This is a genomic window from Paenibacillus sp. RU5M (assembly GCF_900221055.1).
Classification (GTDB): Bacteria; Bacillota; Bacilli; order Paenibacillales; family Paenibacillaceae; genus Paenibacillus; species Paenibacillus marchantiae.
In genome coordinates, this window is record NZ_OBQM01000022.1 from 14,976 (window position 1) to 37,636 (window position 22,661).

Consider the following 22,661-nt stretch of genomic DNA (forward strand, 5'->3'; position numbering starts at 1 on the left):
GGGCATCGCCATGACCAGAGAACGTTTCCCTTCTGTTCACGCTGCCACGTGGAGCGGGATCGCCGGGAATTTGACACTTGCAGTAATCAAGGCTGGGTTCGGTTATATGGCAAACAGCAAATCGTTGCTTGCAGACGGCCTTCACTCTGCTTCAGAAGCTGCTTCTTCATTGTCCGGCCTCTTTCCCTCGAAGTCTGTACAAACAAAAAGAAAGGCTCGTAGGGAGCGGTCAAAGGAACATTCACGTATCGCGAGACCTGGAATTTCGGTATTATTATCTGTGCTCATCCTTATGGGAGGTTTGCAGATCGCCATCTCCGCTTTGAGTAGTCTGTCTGGAGATGAACCAGAATCGCTAGAGAAGTATACCCATGCACTTGTGGTAGCTTTTGCAGCATTGGCTGTGAAAGAAGCAATCTTTCAATATCAATACCGATATTTCCGTAAACGAAATCAATCGCAGGCTCTCGCTTATGCACAGCAACATCGTCGGGCACTTTACTGTTCACTTATCGTCTTAGTCGGTATTGTAGGTTCCATGACAGGAGAAACAATGGGGTGGAGTATTCTTCGATATATGGATCCCGCAGCTGCATTGATCGCTTCCTGTTTTGTGCTTCACAAAGGCTACAGAATGATTGTGGATACCGTATATGGTTCACTTGTTCAGGAACTGGAACAGGAAGAAGCACTTGACTTCAAAGAGACGGTGCAGCGTGTATATGGCATTATTACGATTGAACATCTGGTAGCACGTGAACAGGAACATGATGTTACGATTGAACTGGTCATTAGTGTGAACCCTAGAATTTCCGTGCTCGAGGCACAAGAGATTGCGAACCGGGCGAAGACACTTCTCTTAACTCGTTTCAGTCATGTGAAAGAAGTACAGATCCAGGCTGTACCTTATGATCCTGGATATCCTTATAAATCCAATCATGAACTGCCAGATCCTGAAGCGACATTAATTCAGTAATGAAGCTTGGTTCAGTAGATCAGGAAAGGAGCGTTATCATTGCTTTATTCGCAATACCGGTGGAACACACCGAATATCGATTTGGAGGCGGCTGCGGGACTCTCGCAGGCGCTTTCCGTTTCATCACTTGTTGGACGTTTGCTGGTCAGTCGGGGGGTTCATAATGAATCAGAGGCAGAACAATTTCTGCATCCTGATCTGAATCAGATGCATGATCCTTATCTGCTTCTAGGCATGAAAGAAGCTGTGCCCCGAATCCAGCAGGCTATTGAGCGTGAAGAACATATTTTAATATATGGGGACTACGATGCGGACGGAGTATCCAGTACATCTCTGATGATCCATCTGATGCGTTATCTCGGTGCTTCTTATGATATCTATATTCCTCATCGTTCCAATGAAGGCTACGGGTTACACAATCATGCCTTGGATTGGGCTCATCAACAAGGAGTCACGCTGGTGATTACGGTAGATACCGGAATCAGTGCCGTAGAGCAGATTGCTTATGCTGCAACACTGGGAATGGAAGTCATTGTGACGGATCACCATGAACCACCTGAAGTTTTGCCTGAGGCTTATACGCTCATTAATCCCAAACTTCCGGACTGTCCTTACCCCTTTAAAGGGTTAGCTGGTGCGGGTGTAGCGTTGAAACTGGCTCAGGCATTGATCGGAGAAGTGCCTGGAGAATGGATGGAAATTGCCGCTATTGGTACGGTTGCTGATTTGATGCCTCTGGAAGGCGAGAACCGGGTTATCGTCAGTTATGGTGTTGAGTCCATGCGTGGTACACGTCTGCCTGGTGTAAGTGCTCTGCTTGAAATTAGTGGTGTGGATCAAACTCAGGTCACTTCAATCAATATTGCCTTTGCAATGGCTCCGCGTATTAATGCAAGCGGACGTCTGGATCATGCTGGCAGAGCAGTATCGCTGCTTACAACCGAGGATCTGGATGAGGCACACACTTTGGCAGGCCAACTGGACTTGCTGAATCGTGAAAGGCAACAGGTTGTTGAGGGTATACTTCTGGAAGCGACAGCCCAGTTGGAGCAGAAAATCCAGCTTAATTCCGGAGCTGTGCCGGACGTCATCGTTTTGGCGGGAGAAGGCTGGAATGTTGGAGTTGTAGGTATCGTGGCTTCCAAGTTACTTGAACGGTATTATCGGCCAACGCTTATCCTGGGCATTGACCCGGAGAGCGGCGCTTGTAAAGGCTCAGCACGCTCCATAGAGGGGCTGGACATCTATGAGGCATTAACTGCTTGCAAACACACGATGGACCATTATGGTGGTCATCCAGCTGCAGCAGGCATGAGCCTTCATCGTGATCAACTTAAAGAGCTGGAAGCAGGATTGAATGAGTTTGCGGCATCCGTGCTGACAGAGGAGGACTTTGTGCCCCATCGTCTTGCAGATGACGAATGCAGAATCAGTGATGTACCATTGCAGGTCATTCAAGAGATCGACAGACTCCAGCCGTTTGGCATGAGTAATCCTTCTCCACGTTTTGTATTGCGAAATGTGACTGTAAAAGAAACACGAACGATGGGACGTGAAAAACGCCATCTAAAACTGGTTTTGGAGCAGGATGGTCAGCAATTGGAGACGGTCGCTTTTGGCAAGGGAGCTTTAGCTGAGTTTCTGCCTCCAGGCTCCATCATTGATGTTATGGGCGAGTTGTCCGTTAATGAGTGGAACGGGATGAGGAAACCACAATTAATGCTGCAGGACATCCAGGTTCCACATGCGCAAGTGTTTGATTTGCGAGGTAGTACGGAGCCTCTGAACGCGATGAAGCAGTTCTTGAGTTCGCTTGAAATACATCTACGATACAAGTCAGGCTCAATTGGTGCCATCGTTCGGAAAGAAACGAATGTTTCCGAGGGAAATTCATTGTATGAACCGTGCCTTTGGGTATATGATAGAAAGGTCGGTTTGTTTCCGTGCAATGCTGCCGCGCAGCATTATGGGCAGGAACAGGTCCGGACGTTATTTGTGTTTGATACGCCGGAAACCCCGGAACAACTTGATGCAATGCTGGCTTTATTCAGCGGAGCCGAGAATATTATCCTTCTGCACGGATCAGGCAACCGCCGAGATCGCCTTCAGATGCCCTCCAGAGAACTCTTCAAGCGTATTTATATGCTGGTGTCCAAATGGAGAGCTGAACCCGTGGAGGAACAAGAGATCACTCCTGTGCTCAGTCGTCAGTGTGGCTGCTCGCCGCGCATGATTACCATGATGTTGGATGTTTTTGAGGAGTTATCGTTCATTACCCGAGAAGCTGGAAAGATTGTGTTTGTGGATAACCCGCCCAAACGTGAGCTAACCGCTTCGCGTCATTACCAGGCGCTTGAGAGTATGGCCGAGACAGAGCAGGTGATGCTGGATGCATCGACCCCTCAGCTGACACAATGGATGATATCCCGGATGAAGGGCGTATCTTAGATAGAAGTTGTGCTATTTATTTTAGGAGGAGATTATTTTGGATTTTAAAGATTATATTCGTGTCATTCCTGACTTTCCACAACCGGGAATCAGCTTCAAAGACATTACGACATTGTTGAAGGATGGAGAAATGTACCGCAAGGCGATCAATGAGCTGAAAGTAATGGTTTCGGATCTCAAAATTGACGTTATTGCCGGACCTGAAGCACGTGGATTCGTTGTGGGCGCTCCTCTGGCGTACGCTCTGGGTGTCGGTTTTGCTCCGATCCGTAAAAGCGGAAAATTGCCTGGAGAGACGATCGAAGTCGGTTATGATCTTGAATATGGCAAAGATACGCTTGCTATGCATACAGATGCGATCGAAAAAGGACAAAATGTCCTGATTGCGGATGATCTGCTGGCGACAGGCGGAACTATTGCTACCTCCATTAACCTGATTGAACAATTGGGTGGCAAGATTGTAGGTGCAGCATTCCTGATTGAGCTGTCTGATTTGAATGGACGTGCAAAATTGCCAGGAATTGATGTATTTACATTGATGAACTACTAGAATTCCGGCATTCATTGCTGTTAAATCACGTGAACTGGATCTCCCGTTTCCCGGGAAATAATATACAGCATTAACTATTTGCAAAAAAAAGCCTGTCTCTCAACCCGTAAAGGTTAGAGAGCAGGCTTTTTGCGTTGTACGATGTATAAAATGAAGAATGAATAAACATTGTTCGTTCAGACCTATCGGTAAGAAATCAATCCGGAGTTTTCTCGGTTAAAGGCTGTTTCTCCGTTTGATCATTCGACCAACCCAGTACTTCAAATAATTTAAACAACAAGCTCAGCAGAATTCCGACGATGGTTGCCAGAGCCATTCCCTTCAGATGAATACCATAAAACGTGATCTCAGTACCACTAAGTCCGATGACGAGTACAAGGGTAGTTAGCAACAGGTTGGTCGGTTTGGCAAAATCCACTTTCTGTTCGACCAGAATACGCAAACCGGATGCCGCAATAACTCCGAACAGAAGCAAAGATACACCACCCATAACCGGAACGGGAATGTTAGCTATAAGTGCCGAGAACGTACCTGAGAACGAAAGTACAATTGCGATAACGGCAGCGCCGCCAATAACATACGTCGAGTAAACCCGGGTCAGAGCCATAACACCAATATTTTCACCATAAGTTGTATTCGGTGTGGATCCTACAAAACCGGAAAGAATGGTTGAAACGCCGTTCCCAAGCAGGGAGCGATGCAGACCCGGGTCCTTGGACAAATCTTTGCCCACAATGCTGCTCGTTACAAGCAGATGTCCGATGTGTTCAACAATGACAACAAGTGCTACAGGCAAAATGGTAAAGATGACTGACCAGTCAAATGTCGGTGTCGTTACGGTAGGCAGCGAGATAAAGTCAGCGTTTGCTATATTCTCGGTTTTTACCTCACCCATAAAGTATCCAAGCACGTAACCGGATACAATCCCGATTAGAATGTGAATGATCTTGGGGAACCCACGGAAGGTTACTGCACCAATAACAGTGATACCAAGAGTAACCATGGCTAAAATAATTGGTTTGGCTTGAGGTACCCAGTCTGGGTTCTCAGCAGGATTTGAATTGATCAGCCCAGCCATTCCGGCTGCTACAGGTACAAGCTCGAGACCGATTAGGGCAACAATGGCACCCATAACCGCAGGCGGGAAAACCACGTTAATCCAGCCTGTTCCCGCATACTTGATGATAAGAGCTACAATGCAGAAAATAACTCCCGTTACGATGAAAGCTCCAAGTGCCATGGAGTATCCGTTATCAGGGTGTGCTATTAATACGGAAGAAACAGGTGCGATAAAAGCAAAGCTTGATCCAAGATAGGCCGGAATCTTTCCTTTACACATGAGTATGTACAACAATGTTCCAATACCGTTCATAAGCAAGATCATACTTGGATCGACACCGAACAGGTTCGGCACGAGTACCGTACTGCCAAACATGGCGAACAAATGCTGGAGACTCAGCAGCGACCCTGAGCCAAGCGGCATTTTTTGATTAACCTGAATTTCACGTTGCAATGAATATTCATCTCCTTTTTTCCGAAACACAAATCTTCAATATAGTACAGAGTTTCTCTTCATTTAGCAATAACATTTTTCCACTAAGCATGGCGGAACCATTTTTATTTTGAGAATTGATCCTTCTATTTCGGCAAATAACGGTAATAATACATAGTAAATGAGGATGATTTCCGACCTCTGTTGAATATCTGGCAACATCTTTGGGGAATGACACATATCGTATAAAAAAATTGGATATGTGCTCTTATTCGTCAGTAGTTGACGGGAAACGGGCGAAGCGTCATAATTATAGGAAATTACTTTTACGGGGAACCTGTGTTGATATTATGTCACGGGTTCCATTTTGTATAGAAAGGACACGGAACAGATCAGAATGGGCATAGAGCAATTACTCGAGAAGGCCGGGGCATATATCAAAGAACCCGATCTGGTGCGCATACGTGAAGCTTACGAATTTGCTGATCAGGCCCACCATGGACAGACGCGAAAATCGGGAGAACCGTATATTCTGCATCCGCTTGCGGTTGCGGATATTGTTGTAAACATGCAGATGGACACCATCTCCATAATTGCAGCGCTTCTTCATGATGTAGTAGAGGATACTACGGTTTCACTTGAAGAAATCCGCAATCATTTCGGCAATACGTGTGCCATGCTTGTTGACGGCTTGACGAAGCTGGAACGTATTCAGTTCCGCTCCAAGGAAGAACAGCAGAACGAGAACTACCGCAAAATGTTCATCGCCATGGCGCAGGACATCCGTGTCATCGTGATCAAATTGGCTGACCGTCTGCATAATATGCGGACACTCAAGTTTCAGTCGGAAGAAAGCCAGCGCCGGATTTCATATGAAACGTTGGAGATTTTCTGTCCGATTGCGAACCGTCTGGGTATCTCTGCGATCAAATGGGAAATGGAGGACATCGCCCTCCGTTATTTGAATCCGCAGCAATATTATCGAATTGCAAACCTGATGCACAAAAAGCGTGCAGAACGTGAGCAATATATTGATACGGTTATGGACGGTATTACGAGCAAGCTGGATGAGATGGGAATTCAGGCAGATCTGTCGGGTCGTCCTAAGCACATCTACAGCGTGTTCAAAAAAATGACAACGAAAAACAAACAGTTTAACGAGATTTATGATCTGCTTGCGATTCGTATTATTGTGGATAACATCAAGGATTGTTATGCTACCCTCGGAATTATACACACGTTATGGAAACCAATGCCTGGACGTTTCAAGGACTATATCGCGATGCCGAAGGCGAATATGTATCAATCGCTGCATACCACGGTCGTAGGTCCGAATGGGGAACCGACTGAAGTTCAAATTCGGACATGGGATATGCACCGCACCGCTGAATTCGGTATTGCTGCCCACTGGGCCTACAAGGAAGGCGCTGCGAACGGAAACGGAAATAATTTTGAAGATAAAATTACGTTTTTCCGCGAGATTCTTGAACTTCAAAATGAAGCGCAGGATGCGTCTGAATTTGTAGAATCGCTTAAAATGGATTTCTTCTCGGATCTGGTGTTTGTATTCACGCCAAAAGGTGAAGTTATCGAACTGCCTACTGGATCTGTTCCATTGGATTTTGCATATAGAATCCATACAGAGGTGGGTAACCGGACGATTGGTGCCAAAGTAAATGGTCGTATCGTTCCACTCGATTATCATCTCAAAACAGGTGATATCATTGAAATTTTGACGTCCAAACATTCTTACGGACCGAGCCAGGACTGGCTTAAAATTGCAAAATCCTCTCACGCACGAGCGAAGATCAAGCAATGGTTCAAGAAGGAACGACGGGAAGAAAACGTTGAAAAAGGACGCGACAGTTGTGAACGTGAACTTAAGCGCATGGGACTTGATCCATCTGCTTGGATGACTGACGATAAGTTGCAGGAAGCAGCCAAAAAGTATGCCTTTAATGATATTGAGGATATGCTCGCAGCTGTTGGATTCGGTGGCATTACGGCTGCACAGATCGTGACCAAAGCAACGGAGAAACTTCGCAAGGAGCAGGAAGAATCCAGCTTGCTTGAACTGAACTCCGAAATGCGTGAGCTGAAGCCTGCACCTGAACGCAAAAACCGTCCGACGAATGGCATCCGTGTCAAAGGTATAGACAATTTGCTTGTACGTTTTGCGCGCTGCTGTAACCCTGTACCAGGGGATGCTATTATCGGGTATGTTACACGTGGACGTGGGGTTTCGGTGCATCGAACGGACTGTCCAAATATCCCGTCCAGTACGGATGGGGAAGAAGCAGCTCGCGTCATTGAAGTCGAGTGGGAAGAGAATATTGAAGCCAACTACAGTGTGGATATTGAGATTACGGGCCATGATCGCAACGGCTTGCTCAATGAAGTGCTTCAGGCTGTTTCGGAAAGTAAAACCAATATATCTGCCGTCACCGGACGTACAGATAAAAATAAATTAGCATTGGTGCATGTCACAATTCTGATTCGTAATACGGAGCATCTGCATTCGGTTGTGGAACGGATCAAACGAGTGAAAGATGTCTATTCTGTGCATCGGATTATGCAGTAAGGAGCCTGTAAGATGAGGGTGCTTGTACAACGCTGTAAAGAGGCTCAGGTGACCGTTGGAGACGAGCTGACGGGAAGAATTGAATCCGGATTGATGTTGCTCGTGGGAATTACACATGAGGACACGGAGAAGGATGCCATATATTTGGCAGACAAAATCGTTGGACTTCGTATCTTTGAAGATGAGCAGGAAAAGATGAATCTCAGTCTGATCGATGTGGGCGGGGCTGTATTATCTGTCTCACAATTTACATTGTACGGAGATTGTCGCAAAGGAAAACGCCCAAGCTTTGCAGCTGCAGCCAGACCTGAAGCGGCAGAATTGTTGTATGAAACGTTTAATCAGCTGTTACGTGATAAAGGAATTCAGGTGGAAACCGGACGTTTCGGAGCGATGATGGATGTGACTTTCACGAATTGGGGACCGGTGACTTTAATGCTCGAAAGCCCTATTCGTCAAGAAACACATGCATAATTGGTTGGGGAACAGGCCATAATGAGGGATAATTCGGTTCATTAACATAAGATGATCAAAGGAGTATCCCACCCACTATGCGCCAATCCGTCAAGGAAACACGTTCCCGAATAGAACCTCTGCTTCTGCCTGGAAACCTGTATGAGTCCCTGAAGCTTGCCCGCGCTGCTGCCGAGTGTACAACAACGGTTTGGGCCCTTCAGGATTCGGACAAAGGGGAGCAGAGCCGTCTTCCGCGTGACTGAGTGCTGACCATTTGGAATGAATGAAAAGTCTTGATTCGATCATCGAATCAGGGCTTTTTTTGTTATGGAACTTAACTGTAGCTGAATCAGATGGTCTGATCAAAGTCAAAATAATACAGGCTCGTCATGTTATAAACGGCTCTGGTTAGGGTAATAACAGAACGAGGCACGATGGCGTGCCAGGTTCAGTATTTATTACGGGCAATGAACAAGAAATGTACACCAACAATTTCTGCGAATACCCGATTTCAAGAAATTTCGAACACGGAAAGGAGAACATACGTTATGAGTAAAGTTGCTTTTTTATTGGCGAATGATTTTGAAGATTCGGAAATGCAGGTTCCATATGATGAGGTAAAAAAAGCCGGACACGACGTGGAAATTATCGGCTTGAAAGCAGGAGAGACGCTGAAAGGTAAAGGTGGTAAAGCCTCCTATACTTCGGACAAAGCGATCGCTGAGGTCTCGGCTTCGGATTACGACGCAGTTGTCATTCCTGGTGGATCTTCTCCTGAAAATTTGCGTACAGACGCACATATCCTGAAATTCGTAACGGAGATCAACAGTGCGAAGAAACCTATCGCGGCGATCTGCCACGGTCCGCAAATTCTGGCAAGTGCGAATCTGTTGAAAGGACGTACGATTACATCCTATCCTCCGCTCAAGGATGATATGGTGAACGCAGGGGCAGAATTCAAGGATCATGAAGCTGTTGTAGATGGAAATTATATTACATCCCGTACGCCTGCCGATGAACCGGCATTTGTCCGCGAGTTGTTAAAAGTCATTTAACTTGGGGCGGACCGTACGATAATGTGATTACTGATTAAAATGAAGATTGAAGCTCAAAGCTTCTAAGTTTTCGTTACACCAAGCATTTATTCCGATAAAGGAGGGTTTGACATGACAAAACATATTCAGGCGTATTTTCGGACCGAGGACGAGGCAGAGGGGGCAAGAACCTCACTTCAGACGTTCCGTACAGAGCATTTGGAGGTAGGGCAACTGGATAGCGCGGTTGGCAGAGACAAACGGATTATGGTACCTCTGGTGCCTTATAACACAGCGGGTGGCGTAGGAACCAATGGAGCCATGGGAGTGGGTGCAGCACCTGGGGTTCCCGCCAGCGAAAATGTAATCCCGGTCGTCAGCAATGTGGATCGTGATACCGAGCGAGGTACCCGAGATAATGTTAATGGGGATGGCAATCTGTTGGATGCTGCGGATGTGTCCTCGGCTGACTATGACGATCTGCATTATGTTTTGTCTGCCAAAGTAAGGGATGAGGATTATGAGGAAATCGTTCATAAACTTCGTTCCAACCAAGCTTATGTGGAAGAATTGAATTAATATGTAGTATGAAGCCCTTGCAGGGTCTGACTTCCATGTCAGGGCCATCTGCAGGGGCTTTTATAATGGAGAAAACAACAAATTATAAAGCGCTATCATTTTTGTAATATTACTGTAATATTAGTTACATAAGCCTTTAACATAGCCCGTTTATAATAACACACATGACCCCCTTTTTTTATATATCCTTTGAGCCTGCACACCGTGTGCAGGTTTTTTTTTTGAGATGAGAATTTGTATGTTTTGGGTGAAGCTTACCCCTTATTTAAATTTTTTGCTAGAATAGAGAAATGGGTTAATGTATTTTAGAGCGCATTGTTTTCATAGTTGGGCTACATTGGACGGTAAATCAAGCTTCCAGCGATTGGGCTCAGGCAAATCCAATCCTATGATCGAGAGTATGAGGAATTCATCGCCAGAGTGATCGTTATATTCTAGATGAACATATACTCGCTGAAACGGCCCCGCGTTTATATAAGGGCGACAACCGTTTCTGCTTGATGCTAGAAATTGTAAGTTATATAGAATGCCTCGTTTGAGAAATGACACCTATAATGCTAAAGCAACAGTGTTCTCATGCGAATGGCTAGTGACAGATTTAAGGGGGAATTAGTTTTGAGTAAGGTTGGAAGAAATGATTTATGCCCGTGCGGAAGCGGGAAAAAATATAAGAAATGCTGTTTGGGCAAGGAGCCTTCTGCGGTAGAATCCATACTGGGGCTGATATCAACGGAGCAGCATGTCCAGGAAGCCTCGATTCAGCCTGAGAGCAAACTGACCTTGACCAAACTGAAAAAGATGGTGGAGCGCGAACTGAAATGGGAGCATCCGGCTCACGAACAGCTGGCCCTGCAGCTTATTGAGAACATGAGGAACCATTACGAGCGGGAGCTGATATTGGAAGCTCTGGTGCTATGGAATGGCTATTCCCGTCAGACCCGCCCTACTGTGAAGAAGACAGGCTCGTTCTTTGCTGCAATCGAGTACTTGCTGTCTGAGGAATACGGCTTCAATGTTTCGAAGGCTGAGCTGTCAGATAAATATGAGGTAACGACATCAACGATCTCCCGAAAGGTTAAGGAGATGTTCGAATACATCGAAGAATACGGCATGGGTGGCGAAACGGACGAGCTGATGATTCTGAACAGCCCAGGTACATCGAAGGACAAAGCGCAGGCTCTGCTACATAAGGCGATTGAAGTCAGTTCTTCCAAACGCAGAATACAGCTGGCGAAAACGGCCCTAGAGATGTATTCTGACAGCTCTGATGCATATCGTATTCTGGCTGAGGAATCGGACAATGAGTCTGATGCACGAGCTTACCTCAAGGCCGGAATCGCTGCTGGCGAACGCGAATTGGGCGAACTGTTTTTTGAGAAGAACAAGGGGGACTTCTGGGCGCTTCATGAGACTCGTCCATATATCCGGATATGCAAAAGCTACGCCGAATCCTGCTGGTTTGGTGGAGATACCAACGAAGCGGCACAAATCCTGGAGCATATTTTGGAGCTTAATACGGAAGACAATACCGGAGCACGTTACCTGCTCGCTGCTGTGTATTTGTACAGCAACCAATTGGAGCAGGCAGAGCAACTGATGGAGAAGTATGGGAAAGGTGACGCTGCAGCCGCCTTTGCCTATGACCAGATCATTCTGGAGTATAAGAAGAACGGAATCACCTCCCAGCTCAAAATGCTGTACCGTGTGGCCCGGGGTGTGAACAACCATGTGCCTGATTACCTGCTGGGTTTGAAGCAGCTGCCGTATAACCTCCCTGATTTTGTCGGAATGGGCAATTCCGACGAAGCGATTGAATATGTCATTATGCACTCCCGTCTATGGGCGAATGTGCCGGATCTGCTGAAGTGGATGCTGAAACAATAGAGATATAAGAAGGCAATAGAAGTTGGAATTCATTTGATGAGTCCAGCTTCTATTAGCCTTGATTTCTGTGTACTCCGCATTCCGTATGACGTGTGAATATTTTTTTCTAGTGCTATCTTTTTGTGTTAGCCCTTGACTTTAGCACTGCGGTTCATTACAATCAGAAAATAAATTAACTTTAAACGTTATATAATAACTTTAAACGATATAACTTGATGATTTGATGACGGGACCAAGTACTCCGTGCCCACATGAACAGAGAAGAATCCCTTGGCTGTAAGGATTCTCTTGATGAGCGGACGAATGACTTCCCCGAGAACAGACAGCGAACACATTAGATTTACATCTGATGGCTATTAGCTGGCCTGCGCAGGGCGTGCGTTATACGTAGAGCGGAATGATCTGTTTGATCGGATTGCCTGGAGCAACCTTAGATCATTACATGATCACCTGAACGGCGAAAGTGTCAGGGATTCCGGAATGTGGGTGGTACCACGGGTGAATGTGTAAACACAATCCCTCGTCCCTTTGTTTGCTGTGTATACAGTGACAGGGCGAGGGATTTTTTTGTTATATAAGTTGATCCTAACATTTATACCATAACGGAGATTGCAGAACCAATCTGTAGAAGCGAAGCGTTCGGCTAAAAGCTTTCTGCAAGAAAGCTGCTTCGGAAGCATATGCTATCCCCGGATTTCCCCATTGAAAATTGAATTAAAAAATCTGGGGATAACAGCGATCGGAAGATGGTACTGCAATCGGAGTGGGCAGGTGTAACAGCCCTGGAACAACTTATTATACAGAGAAAAATAGATGCTGGAGGGATGAAAGATGGCTTTTCAAAAACCGACTGGAACGCAAGACTTGCTGCCTGGTGTTGTGGAAAAGTGGCAGTTCGTAGAGGAAAAAGCGCGTGATCTGTGTCGCCGTTTTAATTACCGCGAGATTCGCACACCGATCTTCGAACAGACTTCTTTATTTGTACGTGGCGTTGGGGAAACAACCGATATTGTTGAAAAAGAAATGTACACCTTCAATGATAAAGGGGACCGCAGCATGACCCTTCGTCCGGAGGGTACAGCGGGTGTTGTCCGCGCTTATGTGGAAAATAAAATTTATGGCGAACCGGATGTGAGCAAGCTCTATTACATCGGTCCGATGTTCCGTTATGAACGTCCGCAAGCAGGTCGCCAGCGTCAGTTCCACCAGTTCGGTGTAGAAGCCATCGGTGCCCTTGATCCAGCAATCGATGCTGAAGTCATTGCGCTTGGGTATCAACTGTGTGTAGAACTGGGATTGAAAGATGTCAAAGTGGAGATCAACTCGGTGGGTAACCCAACTAGCCGTGCAGAATACCGCGAAAAATTGCTTGGATTCCTCAGACCGATGAAGGATAGCCTGTGCAAGGACTGCCAATCCCGGATGGAACGTAATCCATTGCGTGTGCTCGACTGCAAAGTTGATCAGGACAAATTCGTAGGGGCACCGTCCATACTGGATAGCCTGGATGAAGAATCATTGAACCACTTTGCCAAGCTGAAAGAGTATCTGGATGATTTCGGCGTAGATTATGCGGTGAACAATCGTCTGGTACGTGGCTTGGATTACTACACATTGACTGCTTTTGAACTGAAAGCTCAAGGCATTGGCGCAATTGATACAGTCGGCGGTGGTGGCAGATACAACGGCCTCGTTGGAGATATCGGTGGACCGGATCAGCCTGGTATTGGTTTCGGTATTGGTCTGGAGCGTATTCAACTGATTCTGGAACACCAGAACATTGATGTTAGTTCCCTTGCTCCACTGGATGTATATTTTGTTGCTCTCGGTGAAGCTGCCGATCGTGAAGTCAATCGTCAGCTGTTTAAGCTTCGTCAATCGGGTCTGTCCGGCGAACGCGACTATCTCGGTCGCAAGATGAAAGCCCAGATGAAATCAGCCGACCGATTCAAAGCCCGTTATACTGCCATTCTGGGTGATGATGAGCTGGAGCGCGGGGAAATTGCCCTGAAGTCCATGGATACAGGTGAACAACAAACAGTGAAGCTGGATGATCTGGTAGCCGCTATACGCGGAAGTAAATAAGCACGAGTTTGAAACTGTAAAAAGCAACAATTGATCCGGCGAAATTACGGAGGTTCACCAATGTTTCCGATTAATCGGAAGTTGGAGAGCCAGAGGTAATAACATGCCATTTGAATAAAATCGTCTTCACACAACCGCACTGTTGAAAAGCGGGCTCTGCCCGCCCATACAGAACGGAAATTCACATAAGAGGAGTTTGGTTATGAAAAGAAGTCATCATTGCGGCGCATTAACACCCGCACACATCGGTGAGACCGTAACATTGAACGGCTGGGTACAGACCCGCCGTGACCTGGGGGGCGTACTGTTTATCGATCTGCGTGACCGCAGCGGAATTGTACAAGTTGTTTTCAACCCGGCTTATTCTGGCGAAGCATTGCAAATCGCTGATAGAGTGCGGAGCGAGTACGTTATCGCAGTAACGGGTAAAGTGGTTAAACGTGACGAAGAGACCGTAAACAAAAACCTGCCTACAGGTGAAATCGAAGTGCAAATTACCGAGATTGAAGTACTGAACGCGGCAAAAACACCTCCATTCTTCATCGAAGATGGTGTGGAAGTCGACGAGTCGCTTCGTTTGAAATATCGTTACCTGGACTTGCGTCGTCCGGAAATGTTTGAAACATTGAAATTGCGTTCCAAAGCATCCAAAGTGTTCCGTGATTATCTGGATGGAGAAGAGTTCGTTGAAGTAGAAACACCAATCCTGACCAAGAGCTCCCCGGAAGGTGCGCGTGATTATCTCGTACCAAGCCGTGTGCATGAAGGTGAATTCTTCGCCCTGCCGCAATCCCCGCAAATTTACAAACAATTGCTGATGGTCGGCGGACTTGAGCGTTACTATCAGATCGCTCGTTGTTTCCGTGATGAAGATTTGCGTGCGGACCGTCAACCGGAATTCACCCAAGTCGACATCGAGACTTCCTTCCTGCAACAGGATGACCTGCTGCCAATGATGGAAGAGCTGATGGCCAAATTGCTGCGTGAAACGAAAGGTATTGAGCTGGAACTGCCTTTCCAACGGATTACGTATGCAGATGCAATGGGTAAATACGGTTCAGACAAACCGGATCTGCGTTTCGGCATGGAATTGGTTGAAATGAACGATATCGTAGCAAACAGTGGTGTGAAAGTATTTGCTTCTGTCATCGAAAAAGGTGGAGAAGTGAAAGTTCTGAACGCCAAAGGCTGTGGTACATGGAGTCGTAAAGAAATCGATGACCTCGGACCATTCGCAGCACGTTACGGTGCAAAAGGATTGGCATGGATTCAAGTCAAAGATGGCGAGTTCAAAGGACCAATCGTGAAGTTCTTTACGCCAGAAGAGATCGAAGCAGTCAAAGAACGTACTGGCGCTGAAGAAGGCGACTTGTTGCTCTTCTCTGCTGACACCAAAAAAGTGGTTGCTGACGTTCTGGGCGCACTTCGTCTGAAAATTGGTCGTCAACTGGGCCTGATCGATGACAGCAAATTCAAATTTGCATGGGTTGTGGACTTCCCATTGCTCGGGTACGATGAAGATGCCAAACGTTATGTAGCAGAACACCATCCATTCACACGTCCTAAAGACGAAGATGTACATCTTTTTGATACAGATCCGGGTGCTATTCGCGCTCAAGCCTATGACCTCGTTCTGAATGGTTATGAAGTGGGCGGCGGTTCGATGCGTATCTACAAACGTGATGTTCAAGAAAAAATGTTCGCTGCTCTGGGACTTTCTCCGGAAGTGGCCAACGAGAAATTCGGATATCTGCTCGAAGCATTTGAATATGGAACGCCACCACACGGCGGAATCGCTTTTGGTCTCGACCGTCTGGTGATGCTGCTGGCAGGTCGCACGAATCTGCGTGAAACGATTGCCTTCCCGAAAACGGCAAGTGCAACGGATCTGCTCATGAATGCACCTTCTGAAGTGGATAACTCCCAATTGGAACAACTTCACATCCGCGTAGCCCGTAAACCGGTGGCGGAAAAGAAATAAAGGAGGCATCGATTCTCAATGCTCCATCAATTTTCAAGAACAGAACTGGCTATCGGACCTGAAGGTCTGAACGCCCTGAAAAATAGTACAGTAGCTGTGCTCGGCATCGGCGGCGTGGGCGGTATTGCAGTGGAAGCTCTTGCCCGCAGTGGTGTTGGCCGTATCATTCTGATTGATAAAGACGTAGTGGATATCACCAACATCAATCGTCAGATTCATGCTTTGACCACGACCGTTGGTCAGAAAAAAGCAGATCTGATGGTGGAGCGCGTGAAGCTCATCAATCCGGAGTGCGACGCGATTGCACTGAATATGTTTTACACGGAAGAAACGTATGAGGAATTGTTCAAATATGAGCTGGATTATGTGTTGGATGCGTCGGACACGATCATTTACAAAATCCACCTGATCAAAGAATGCCTCAAACGGAAGATTCCGGTCATTTCCAGCATGGGTGCGGCAAACAAAATGGACCCGACGAAATTCCAGGTTGCGGACATTTCGAAAACGACCATGGACCCTATTGCTCGTGTTGTCCGTACGACACTTCGCAAAGACGGTATTAAAAAAGGTGTGAAAGTGGTCTTTTCAACCGAAAAGCCGCTCAAACCACGCGAAGATGTAACACAGAAAATCGTTCCTGAGAATGCGCCGGAAATTCGCAAGGCCAAACAGCCACCAGCGAGTAACGCCTTTGTTCCTCCGGTAGCCGGACTGATCATGGTCAGCGTGGCCGTCAAGGAACTGATCGAAATTGCAGAGAATAAGCAGCAGTAATCTGTTGTGAATGAAAAGCGTAGGTGCCGACAAGGTACCTGCGCTTTTTTTTGCATGCGCAAACCTTAACAAATGTCAGGGTTACGTGATGTACTTCAATCCCAAAAGCGTGTATGATATGTGGTGCTGTGCGAAATGATGGTAACTGATAACTACATTTGTTCGGCTTACATAGAGAGAGGGGAACGGAACGAATGAAACAAGGATGGATGACCAGACGACTTGGCCTGGAGCCGGGGGACCAGTGGAAGAAGGAAATTGTGGCGGGGGCCATTTCCTATTTTGCCGTGGTGTATATCGTAATGGTCAATGCAACAATTCTGGCCGATGCCGGAATGCCGCTACAGGCGGCAATGGTGGGTACACTGCTGACGTCCATCGCAGGTTGTTTGCTGATGGCATTTGGCGGTAAGTCGCCGATTATCGTTGTACCTGGCATGGGTATCAATGCATTTTTCACCTACACACTCGTACATTCGATGAAATTGAGCTGGCAGGAAGCCTTGGCGGTTGTATCTGTCACCGGTGTGCTGTTTGCGGTCGTAGCCTTTACATCGTTATATAAAATAATTAGTAATGCCATTCCGAAAAACCTGCAGCATGGCATTACGGTGGGGATTGGCCTGTTCCTGACGTTTATTGGTTTGCAAAAAAGCGGAATCGTCATCGCACACCAGACCACATTTGTGGCGATCGGACATTTTAATGATCCTGGAGTGATCACTGCCTGTGTTACTCTTGTGATCGCCTTGATTTTATTTATACGCAATGTACAAGGCGGGCTTCTGATCAGTATTTTGGCGGGAACTGGACTAGCTTATGTGCTTGGCGCTGTAAAACCAGGTGATCCTGTGTCTGCCACAGAAGCACTGCATCAATATGGTGGTTTGTTTGCCCAGCTTTCCTTTGCAAATCTGTTGGATCTATCGTTCTGGATTGCAGTATTTCTGTTGTTGCTGATTGTTGTATTTGAGAACATCGGCCTGATCACAGCCCAAACCCATCTTATTGGTCGCCCCCAAAGGTTTAAGGGCAGTTTGCGAGCGCTGTCGATCTCCAATATTTTTGCTGGAATTTTTGGCAGTAGTCCTACTGTAGCTGCGGCGGAGACAACAGCGGGCATAGCAGCAGGTGGGCGGACGGGCTTGACTCCACTGGTTACCGCAGTGCTGTTTGGTGCAACGTTCTTCTTTATTCCGCTGTTGGGTTATATTCCGGACAGTGCTATTGCACCGATTTTGATCATTATTGGCGGCTTGATGGTACAAAGTGTGAAGGATATGGATTTCAGTGATTTCACGGAAGCTTTTCCGGCTTTTCTGATCATGGTCATGATTCCATTTACGTATAGCATCGTGGACGGTATGGCATTTGGATTCATTGCGTATCCGGTGGCGAAGCTGGCGGCGGGTCAGGGCAAACAGGTGCCTAAAGTCATGTATGGCATTGCCATCCTGTTTTTGGCCAATTTCGTGCTGCATGGGATATTGTAAAAGACAGGAAACGTAATGTGGTTCGTACGTATGATCTCTGGTGAACAAGGAGAGAACGGGGGAACGGAAATGGAAGAGCAACAACAGGCAGGTCAAGCTGAATCGAAAATAGGAAAAAAGGGATTCAAGGATTTTGTGAAGCTGATTGCTGCCACAAATCCACCGAAGCTTATTCTGATCATAGCGTTGATCCTGACACTTATTCAGACGACAGCCGGACTGATTGTTCCGCTGATGACCAAAGGCCTGATTGATGGGCTCACGATGTCTGCGCTGAACAAGTCCGTTATTTTCCTGCTGCTGGGGGCATTTGTTATTCAGGCCATCGCTTCAGGCATCAGCATCTATATGTTGAACTATGCAGGTCAACGAGTGGTTGCGACATTGCGAACGAAGCTGTGGAACAAGGTGTTATCCTTGCCAATGCCATATTTCGACCGGAATCGTACGGGTGATACGATGAGTCGAATCACGAATGATACAAGTCAGATTATGACGCTAATTGCGGATTATCTCGTTTCTTTTGTATCCAATATCGTTGCGGTTGTGGGCGGGGTAGCGTTGCTTTTCTATCTGGATTGGGTCATGTCACTCATTATTCTGAGTCTGGTGCCGCTAACGCTGCTCATCCTGCTGCCTGTTGGTCGTAAAATGTACAAAATCTCCAAAAAGCAGCAGGACGAAATGGCAGGTCTTACTTCGGTGCTCAGCCAAGTCATTGGCGAGATTCGTTTGGTGAAAGCTTATGGTACGGAGAAACAGGAGGCGGAAGCAGGCGATTCCCGTATTGGGAAGATGTTTGCTTTTGGACTCCAGGAAGCGCGGATTTTGGCGTTGATTGGTCCACTCTTTACGTTTGTCATGACGGCTGTACTAGTTGTTATTCTGGGTGTTGGCGGCATGCGGGTAGCTTCTGGCTTGCTGTCTCCGGGTGAACTGGTCGCCTTCATTCTGTTGTTGTTCCAAGTGATTATGCCGATGGGGCAATTTACGACACTGTACTCACGTCTGCAAAAGGTTGTCGGTGCGACAGAACGCATTCAGGCCATTCTGGCACATGAAGAAGAACCTCGTCATAGCACAGCAATAGCTCCTAAGGGCAATGAGACAATTACATTTAACAACCTGCACTTCTCTTATGTAACAGGGGAAGAGGTACTGCATGGAATTAATCTGACCGTTCCGGCCCGTAAAGTGACGGCCATTGTTGGGCCAAGCGGCAGTGGGAAATCAACGCTGTTCTCCCTGTTGGAACAGTTCTATCTTCCGGGGTCGGGCAGTATATCGTATGGTGGACAAGCTATAACGGATTATTCATTAGCCTCCTGGCGAAGCAAGATTGGATATGTATCACAGGAGAGCCCTCTGATGGCAGGCACAATTAAGGAAAACATGACATACGGGCTGGGCCGTGAGGCGAGTATGGACGAAATTAGACAGGCGGCAGAAATGGCTTATTCCTCCGCTTTTATTGATAAACTGCCTCAGGGCTACGATACAGAAGTGGGAGAACGCGGAATCAAGCTCTCCGGTGGTCAACGTCAACGGATCGCTATTGCTCGTGCACTGCTGCGCAGCCCGGATATTCTGATGCTGGATGAAGCGACGTCCAGTCTGGACAGCACCTCGGAACATGAGGTACAGCAAGCCTTGTCCAATCTGATGGAAGGACGAACGACAGTTGTTATTGCACATCGATTGTCCACCGTTGTCGATTCTGATCAGATTGTTGTTCTGGAACAGGGACATGTGACGGGAACCGGTACACATGCGGAGCTAATTAGCAACCATCCGGTATACCGTGAACTGGCACAGAAACAGTTTGTGGCACAGGATGGGAAGCCGGATTCTGAGCCGGTATGATGTTAAAGGATGACCGTTGTTCATCTGTTCTTTGCGAACAGGAACAGCGGTTTCTTCATTTTGCTATCCAGGCTACTGTAGCTTTTTATACATCAATATGATATAGTGGGTATCCTTTTGTGTCGTCAGCGATTGACTATGCAGAGCAAAACATATTCTTAGGAGGTAACTGAAACATGTCAGACAGCTTTCAAAGTGCCTATCAAGAAGAAGAGTACAGGTTAGAGCGAACGATGAAGGAAGTGGACAGTCAGCTGGAACGGCTGCAGAATATCCCGGTATACACCGGCCACGACTTCACAGAGCAAGTGCTGGAGGCCGGACGTGAAGAGCGCCGCACCGCCTTGTCCAAGAGCGCGCAGCAACCCTATTTCGGACGCTTGGATTTCGAAGAACAGGGCAGTGGTGCACGGAAACCGCTGTATATTGGCAAAATCGGCGTAGACCGCGAAGAGGTGGGAGAGCATCCGCTCGTCATCGATTGGCGTGCTCCTGTCGCAAGCCTGTTTTACTCATTTACCGGAGGGGAAGCCTCTGCAACGTATGAAGCCCCAGAGGGACTTATTGAGGGCCTGGTTTATCTGAAACGAAACGTTGTTATTCGGCAGCGTATATTGGAACGTGTAGCGGATACGTACAATCGGGACAGTGACCAGCCAGCTGTATCGGATGAATTCCTTGTGTATCGATTGGGAGAGAACAAGGACAACAAGCTCCGTGATATCGTATCCACCATTCAGGCCGAGCAGGATCAGATCATTCGTGCGGCGAGAAACACCGCATTGATCATTCAGGGTGTGGCCGGTTCGGGTAAAACAACTGTCGCACTGCATCGGCTTGCCTTTTTGCTATATCAATACAAGGAACAGGTATCAGCGGAGAAAATGGTTATTTTCGCACCCAACCACATGTTCCTGGATTACATATCCGATGTACTCCCGGAGCTCGGTGTAGGGGACATCCAACAGCGTACATTCCCGGATTGGGCGATGAACCTGCTGGGGTTAGACCTGCCTTTGGCAGACACGTCGGAGACTTTGAACACTTGGTTTGAAACGCCGGATGCACGTCCTGAACTCAATGATGATGTGCCTGGGCGTTATAAAGGCTCGATCCGCTTCATGGAACTGATTGGGGAGTGGCTATCCGGGATGGAAGAGGAATCCGTACCTGATATGGACTTCAGCCCATGGGATGGTGCAGTGCTCAGCAAAGCCGAGATTGAGAACTGGTTCGGGGATGAGTACAAACATTATCCGCTGGCGAAACGCAAAGAGCGGGTTATGGCGCGTATTCACCGCTGGATTGAGATGGAACTCAAGAAACCTTCCCCGGAAGCTGTTCGCAAAGAGCGTAAGAAGAAAGCGGCAACCCGTGAGAAGGCCTACGCCAAAAAATGGCCTCAATATGAACCGCTTACGCTGTACAAACAGCTGTTTAAGGTTGTTAAAGGCGGTTCGGTACCTGCCTCGCTCAGCGGGCTTATTCCCAAATTGGTGATGAAGCAAACGGCTGCAGATCTGAAGCAGGATATCATCCGTGAAGAGGATTTGCCTGCATTGGTGTACATTCATACCTTGGTTCATGATATTGAAGGCTCCGAGCGATTCGATCATGTCGTCATTGATGAAGCGCAGGACTTTTCTCCTTTTCATGTGGCGCTATTGGATCAGTTTGTCAAAGGGCATTCTTTCACCATACTGGGGGATCTGTCCCAAGGCATTCATGAGTACCGTGGTGTTCACGCGTGGGAAGAGATGAGTTCGCTGTTTCCCAAGGAACAGAATGCATACTTTGCATTGACCCGGAGTTATCGCTCGACAATGGAAATTATCGATTATGCCAATACGATTCTGGAGCGGGGCGTCAAAAGCGGTATTACGGCAATTCCTGTATTCCGGAGTGGTGATCCTGTACGGACATTGTCCTATGGGGTAGAAGGGCGCACAGCAAGCCTCGAACAGGCTCTGAAGCTCTTGACGGTCAAAGATTATCGCACAGTCTCTATTCTGACCCGTACCCTGCGTGAGGCAAAGGAGCTTCACCATGAACTCCAGGCGGCAGGCTGGGATCTGAACTTGATTGACGGCGGCAAAAAACAGTACACAGGCGGTCATTCCGTTTTACCTGTCTATTTGTCGAAAGGGTTGGAGTTTGATGCAGTTATCGTAGCGGATAGCGATGAGAAACACTATTTGCCCAATGCGGGTGATGCGAAGCTGTTGTACGTTGGCTGTACACGGGCATTGCACGAACTGTGGTTATTCCACGACGGCCCATTGCCAGACTATGCTGCTGCAACCCACAATCCGGAAGGCGAGTCTGTTGCCATTCAGGGTTGGCCTGACAGCGAGGCAGAGTGAAACCTTGTCGTTGAGCATCAATATAGAAAGAGCATGGCGCTGTTAAAGCACCATGCTCTTTCTACGTTCTCAGATGAGTATTATTTTCGAGTGGCTCAC

16 protein-coding genes are annotated in these 22,661 nt (G+C 47.2%); 15 read left to right on the plus strand and 1 reads right to left on the minus strand.

The window, feature by feature from the left end:
* Positions 1-10 precede the first annotated feature (10 nt).
* From CRO25_RS31715 to CRO25_RS31725, 3 genes are read left to right on the plus strand one after another with little or no spacing between them, the layout of a single operon-like run.
* The gene (locus CRO25_RS31715) at positions 11-976 is read left to right on the plus strand and encodes a cation diffusion facilitator family transporter (protein ID WP_063567708.1); all 966 of its coding nucleotides are present in this window, start codon (positions 11-13) and stop codon (positions 974-976) included.
* Between the two features lie 39 nt (positions 977-1,015).
* Complete coding sequence (gene recJ / locus CRO25_RS31720) at positions 1,016-3,424, plus strand: single-stranded-DNA-specific exonuclease RecJ (protein WP_079697665.1); 2,409 nt, start codon at positions 1,016-1,018, stop codon at positions 3,422-3,424.
* Between the two features lie 37 nt (positions 3,425-3,461).
* A complete protein-coding gene (locus tag CRO25_RS31725) occupies positions 3,462-3,974 on the plus strand; it encodes an adenine phosphoribosyltransferase (RefSeq protein WP_024633046.1) in 513 nt (170 codons plus the stop codon).
* Between the two features lie 196 nt (positions 3,975-4,170).
* Here CRO25_RS31725 and uraA read toward each other — a convergent pair whose 3' ends face one another.
* Entirely contained in the window at positions 4,171-5,487 is a 1,317-nt protein-coding gene (gene uraA / locus CRO25_RS31730) for a uracil permease (RefSeq protein ID WP_063567710.1), read from the minus strand.
* A gap of 376 nt (positions 5,488-5,863) precedes the next feature.
* On the opposite strand from uraA, the gene CRO25_RS31735 reads away from it, so the two are divergent.
* The 12 genes from CRO25_RS31735 to CRO25_RS31785 all read left to right on the plus strand — a co-directional run bounded on the left by CRO25_RS31735 (position 5,864) and on the right by CRO25_RS31785 (position 22,562).
* Positions 5,864-8,047, plus strand: a complete 2,184-nt coding sequence (locus CRO25_RS31735; protein WP_063567711.1) for a bifunctional (p)ppGpp synthetase/guanosine-3',5'-bis(diphosphate) 3'-pyrophosphohydrolase — start codon at positions 5,864-5,866, stop codon at positions 8,045-8,047.
* A 12-nt stretch (positions 8,048-8,059) separates the two neighbouring features.
* Positions 8,060-8,521, plus strand: coding sequence for a D-aminoacyl-tRNA deacylase (gene dtd / locus CRO25_RS31740; protein ID WP_079697666.1), 462 nt, complete (start codon positions 8,060-8,062; stop codon positions 8,519-8,521).
* Between the two features lie 77 nt (positions 8,522-8,598).
* Positions 8,599-8,766, plus strand: coding sequence for a hypothetical protein (locus tag CRO25_RS33635; RefSeq protein ID WP_157258400.1), 168 nt, complete (start codon positions 8,599-8,601; stop codon positions 8,764-8,766).
* A 285-nt stretch (positions 8,767-9,051) separates the two neighbouring features.
* On the plus strand, positions 9,052-9,558 hold the full coding sequence (locus tag CRO25_RS31745; RefSeq protein ID WP_053779112.1) for a type 1 glutamine amidotransferase domain-containing protein: 507 nt from the start codon (positions 9,052-9,054) through the stop codon (positions 9,556-9,558).
* Positions 9,559-9,669: 111 nt separating this feature from the next.
* The gene (locus CRO25_RS31750; RefSeq protein ID WP_063567713.1) at positions 9,670-10,116 is read left to right on the plus strand and encodes a hypothetical protein; all 447 of its coding nucleotides are present in this window, start codon (positions 9,670-9,672) and stop codon (positions 10,114-10,116) included.
* Between the two features lie 615 nt (positions 10,117-10,731).
* Positions 10,732-12,000, plus strand: coding sequence for an SEC-C metal-binding domain-containing protein (locus CRO25_RS31755; RefSeq protein WP_079697667.1), 1,269 nt, complete (start codon positions 10,732-10,734; stop codon positions 11,998-12,000).
* 831 nt (positions 12,001-12,831) lie between these two features.
* A complete protein-coding gene (gene hisS / locus CRO25_RS31760; protein WP_079697668.1) occupies positions 12,832-14,085 on the plus strand; it encodes a histidine--tRNA ligase in 1,254 nt (417 codons plus the stop codon).
* Positions 14,086-14,287: 202 nt separating this feature from the next.
* On the plus strand, positions 14,288-16,066 hold the full coding sequence (gene aspS / locus CRO25_RS31765) for an aspartate--tRNA ligase (protein WP_063567716.1): 1,779 nt from the start codon (positions 14,288-14,290) through the stop codon (positions 16,064-16,066).
* An 18-nt stretch (positions 16,067-16,084) separates the two neighbouring features.
* Positions 16,085-16,843 carry a ThiF family adenylyltransferase gene (locus CRO25_RS31770; RefSeq protein ID WP_024633055.1) on the plus strand — a complete coding sequence of 253 codons (759 nt, stop codon included), beginning with the start codon at positions 16,085-16,087 and terminating at the stop codon, positions 16,841-16,843.
* Positions 16,844-17,037: 194 nt separating this feature from the next.
* Positions 17,038-18,336: an NCS2 family permease gene (locus tag CRO25_RS31775; RefSeq protein ID WP_079697669.1), complete on the plus strand. Its 1,299-nt coding sequence runs from the start codon at positions 17,038-17,040 to the stop codon at positions 18,334-18,336.
* A gap of 69 nt (positions 18,337-18,405) precedes the next feature.
* Positions 18,406-20,199 (plus strand): ABC transporter ATP-binding protein, encoded by a 1,794-nt coding sequence (locus tag CRO25_RS31780; protein ID WP_079697681.1) that lies wholly within the window; start codon positions 18,406-18,408, stop codon positions 20,197-20,199.
* A gap of 176 nt (positions 20,200-20,375) precedes the next feature.
* Positions 20,376-22,562, plus strand: coding sequence for a UvrD-helicase domain-containing protein (locus tag CRO25_RS31785; RefSeq protein ID WP_079697670.1), 2,187 nt, complete (start codon positions 20,376-20,378; stop codon positions 22,560-22,562).
* Positions 22,563-22,661 lie beyond the last annotated feature (99 nt).

Excerpts from the sequence above, each read along its gene's own strand:
- hisS (WP_079697668.1), top strand. The coding sequence starts at position 12,832 with ATGGCTTTTCAAAAACCGACTGGAACGCAAGACTTGCTGCCTGGTGTT.
- CRO25_RS31785 (WP_079697670.1), top strand. The coding sequence starts at position 20,376 with ATGTCAGACAGCTTTCAAAGTGCCTATCAAGAAGAAGAGTACAGGTTA.
- aspS (WP_063567716.1), top strand. The coding sequence starts at position 14,288 with ATGAAAAGAAGTCATCATTGCGGCGCATTAACACCCGCACACATCGGT.
- CRO25_RS31775 (WP_079697669.1), top strand. The coding sequence starts at position 17,038 with ATGAAACAAGGATGGATGACCAGACGACTTGGCCTGGAGCCGGGGGAC.
- CRO25_RS31715 (WP_063567708.1), top strand. The coding sequence starts at position 11 with ATGACCAGAGAACGTTTCCCTTCTGTTCACGCTGCCACGTGGAGCGGG.
- dtd (WP_079697666.1), top strand. The coding sequence starts at position 8,060 with ATGAGGGTGCTTGTACAACGCTGTAAAGAGGCTCAGGTGACCGTTGGA.
- CRO25_RS31750 (WP_063567713.1), top strand. The coding sequence starts at position 9,670 with ATGACAAAACATATTCAGGCGTATTTTCGGACCGAGGACGAGGCAGAG.
- CRO25_RS31745 (WP_053779112.1), top strand. The coding sequence starts at position 9,052 with ATGAGTAAAGTTGCTTTTTTATTGGCGAATGATTTTGAAGATTCGGAA.
- CRO25_RS33635 (WP_157258400.1), top strand. The coding sequence starts at position 8,599 with ATGCGCCAATCCGTCAAGGAAACACGTTCCCGAATAGAACCTCTGCTT.
- CRO25_RS31770 (WP_024633055.1), top strand. The coding sequence starts at position 16,085 with ATGCTCCATCAATTTTCAAGAACAGAACTGGCTATCGGACCTGAAGGT.
- CRO25_RS31735 (WP_063567711.1), top strand. The coding sequence starts at position 5,864 with ATGGGCATAGAGCAATTACTCGAGAAGGCCGGGGCATATATCAAAGAA.
- CRO25_RS31780 (WP_079697681.1), top strand. The coding sequence starts at position 18,406 with ATGGAAGAGCAACAACAGGCAGGTCAAGCTGAATCGAAAATAGGAAAA.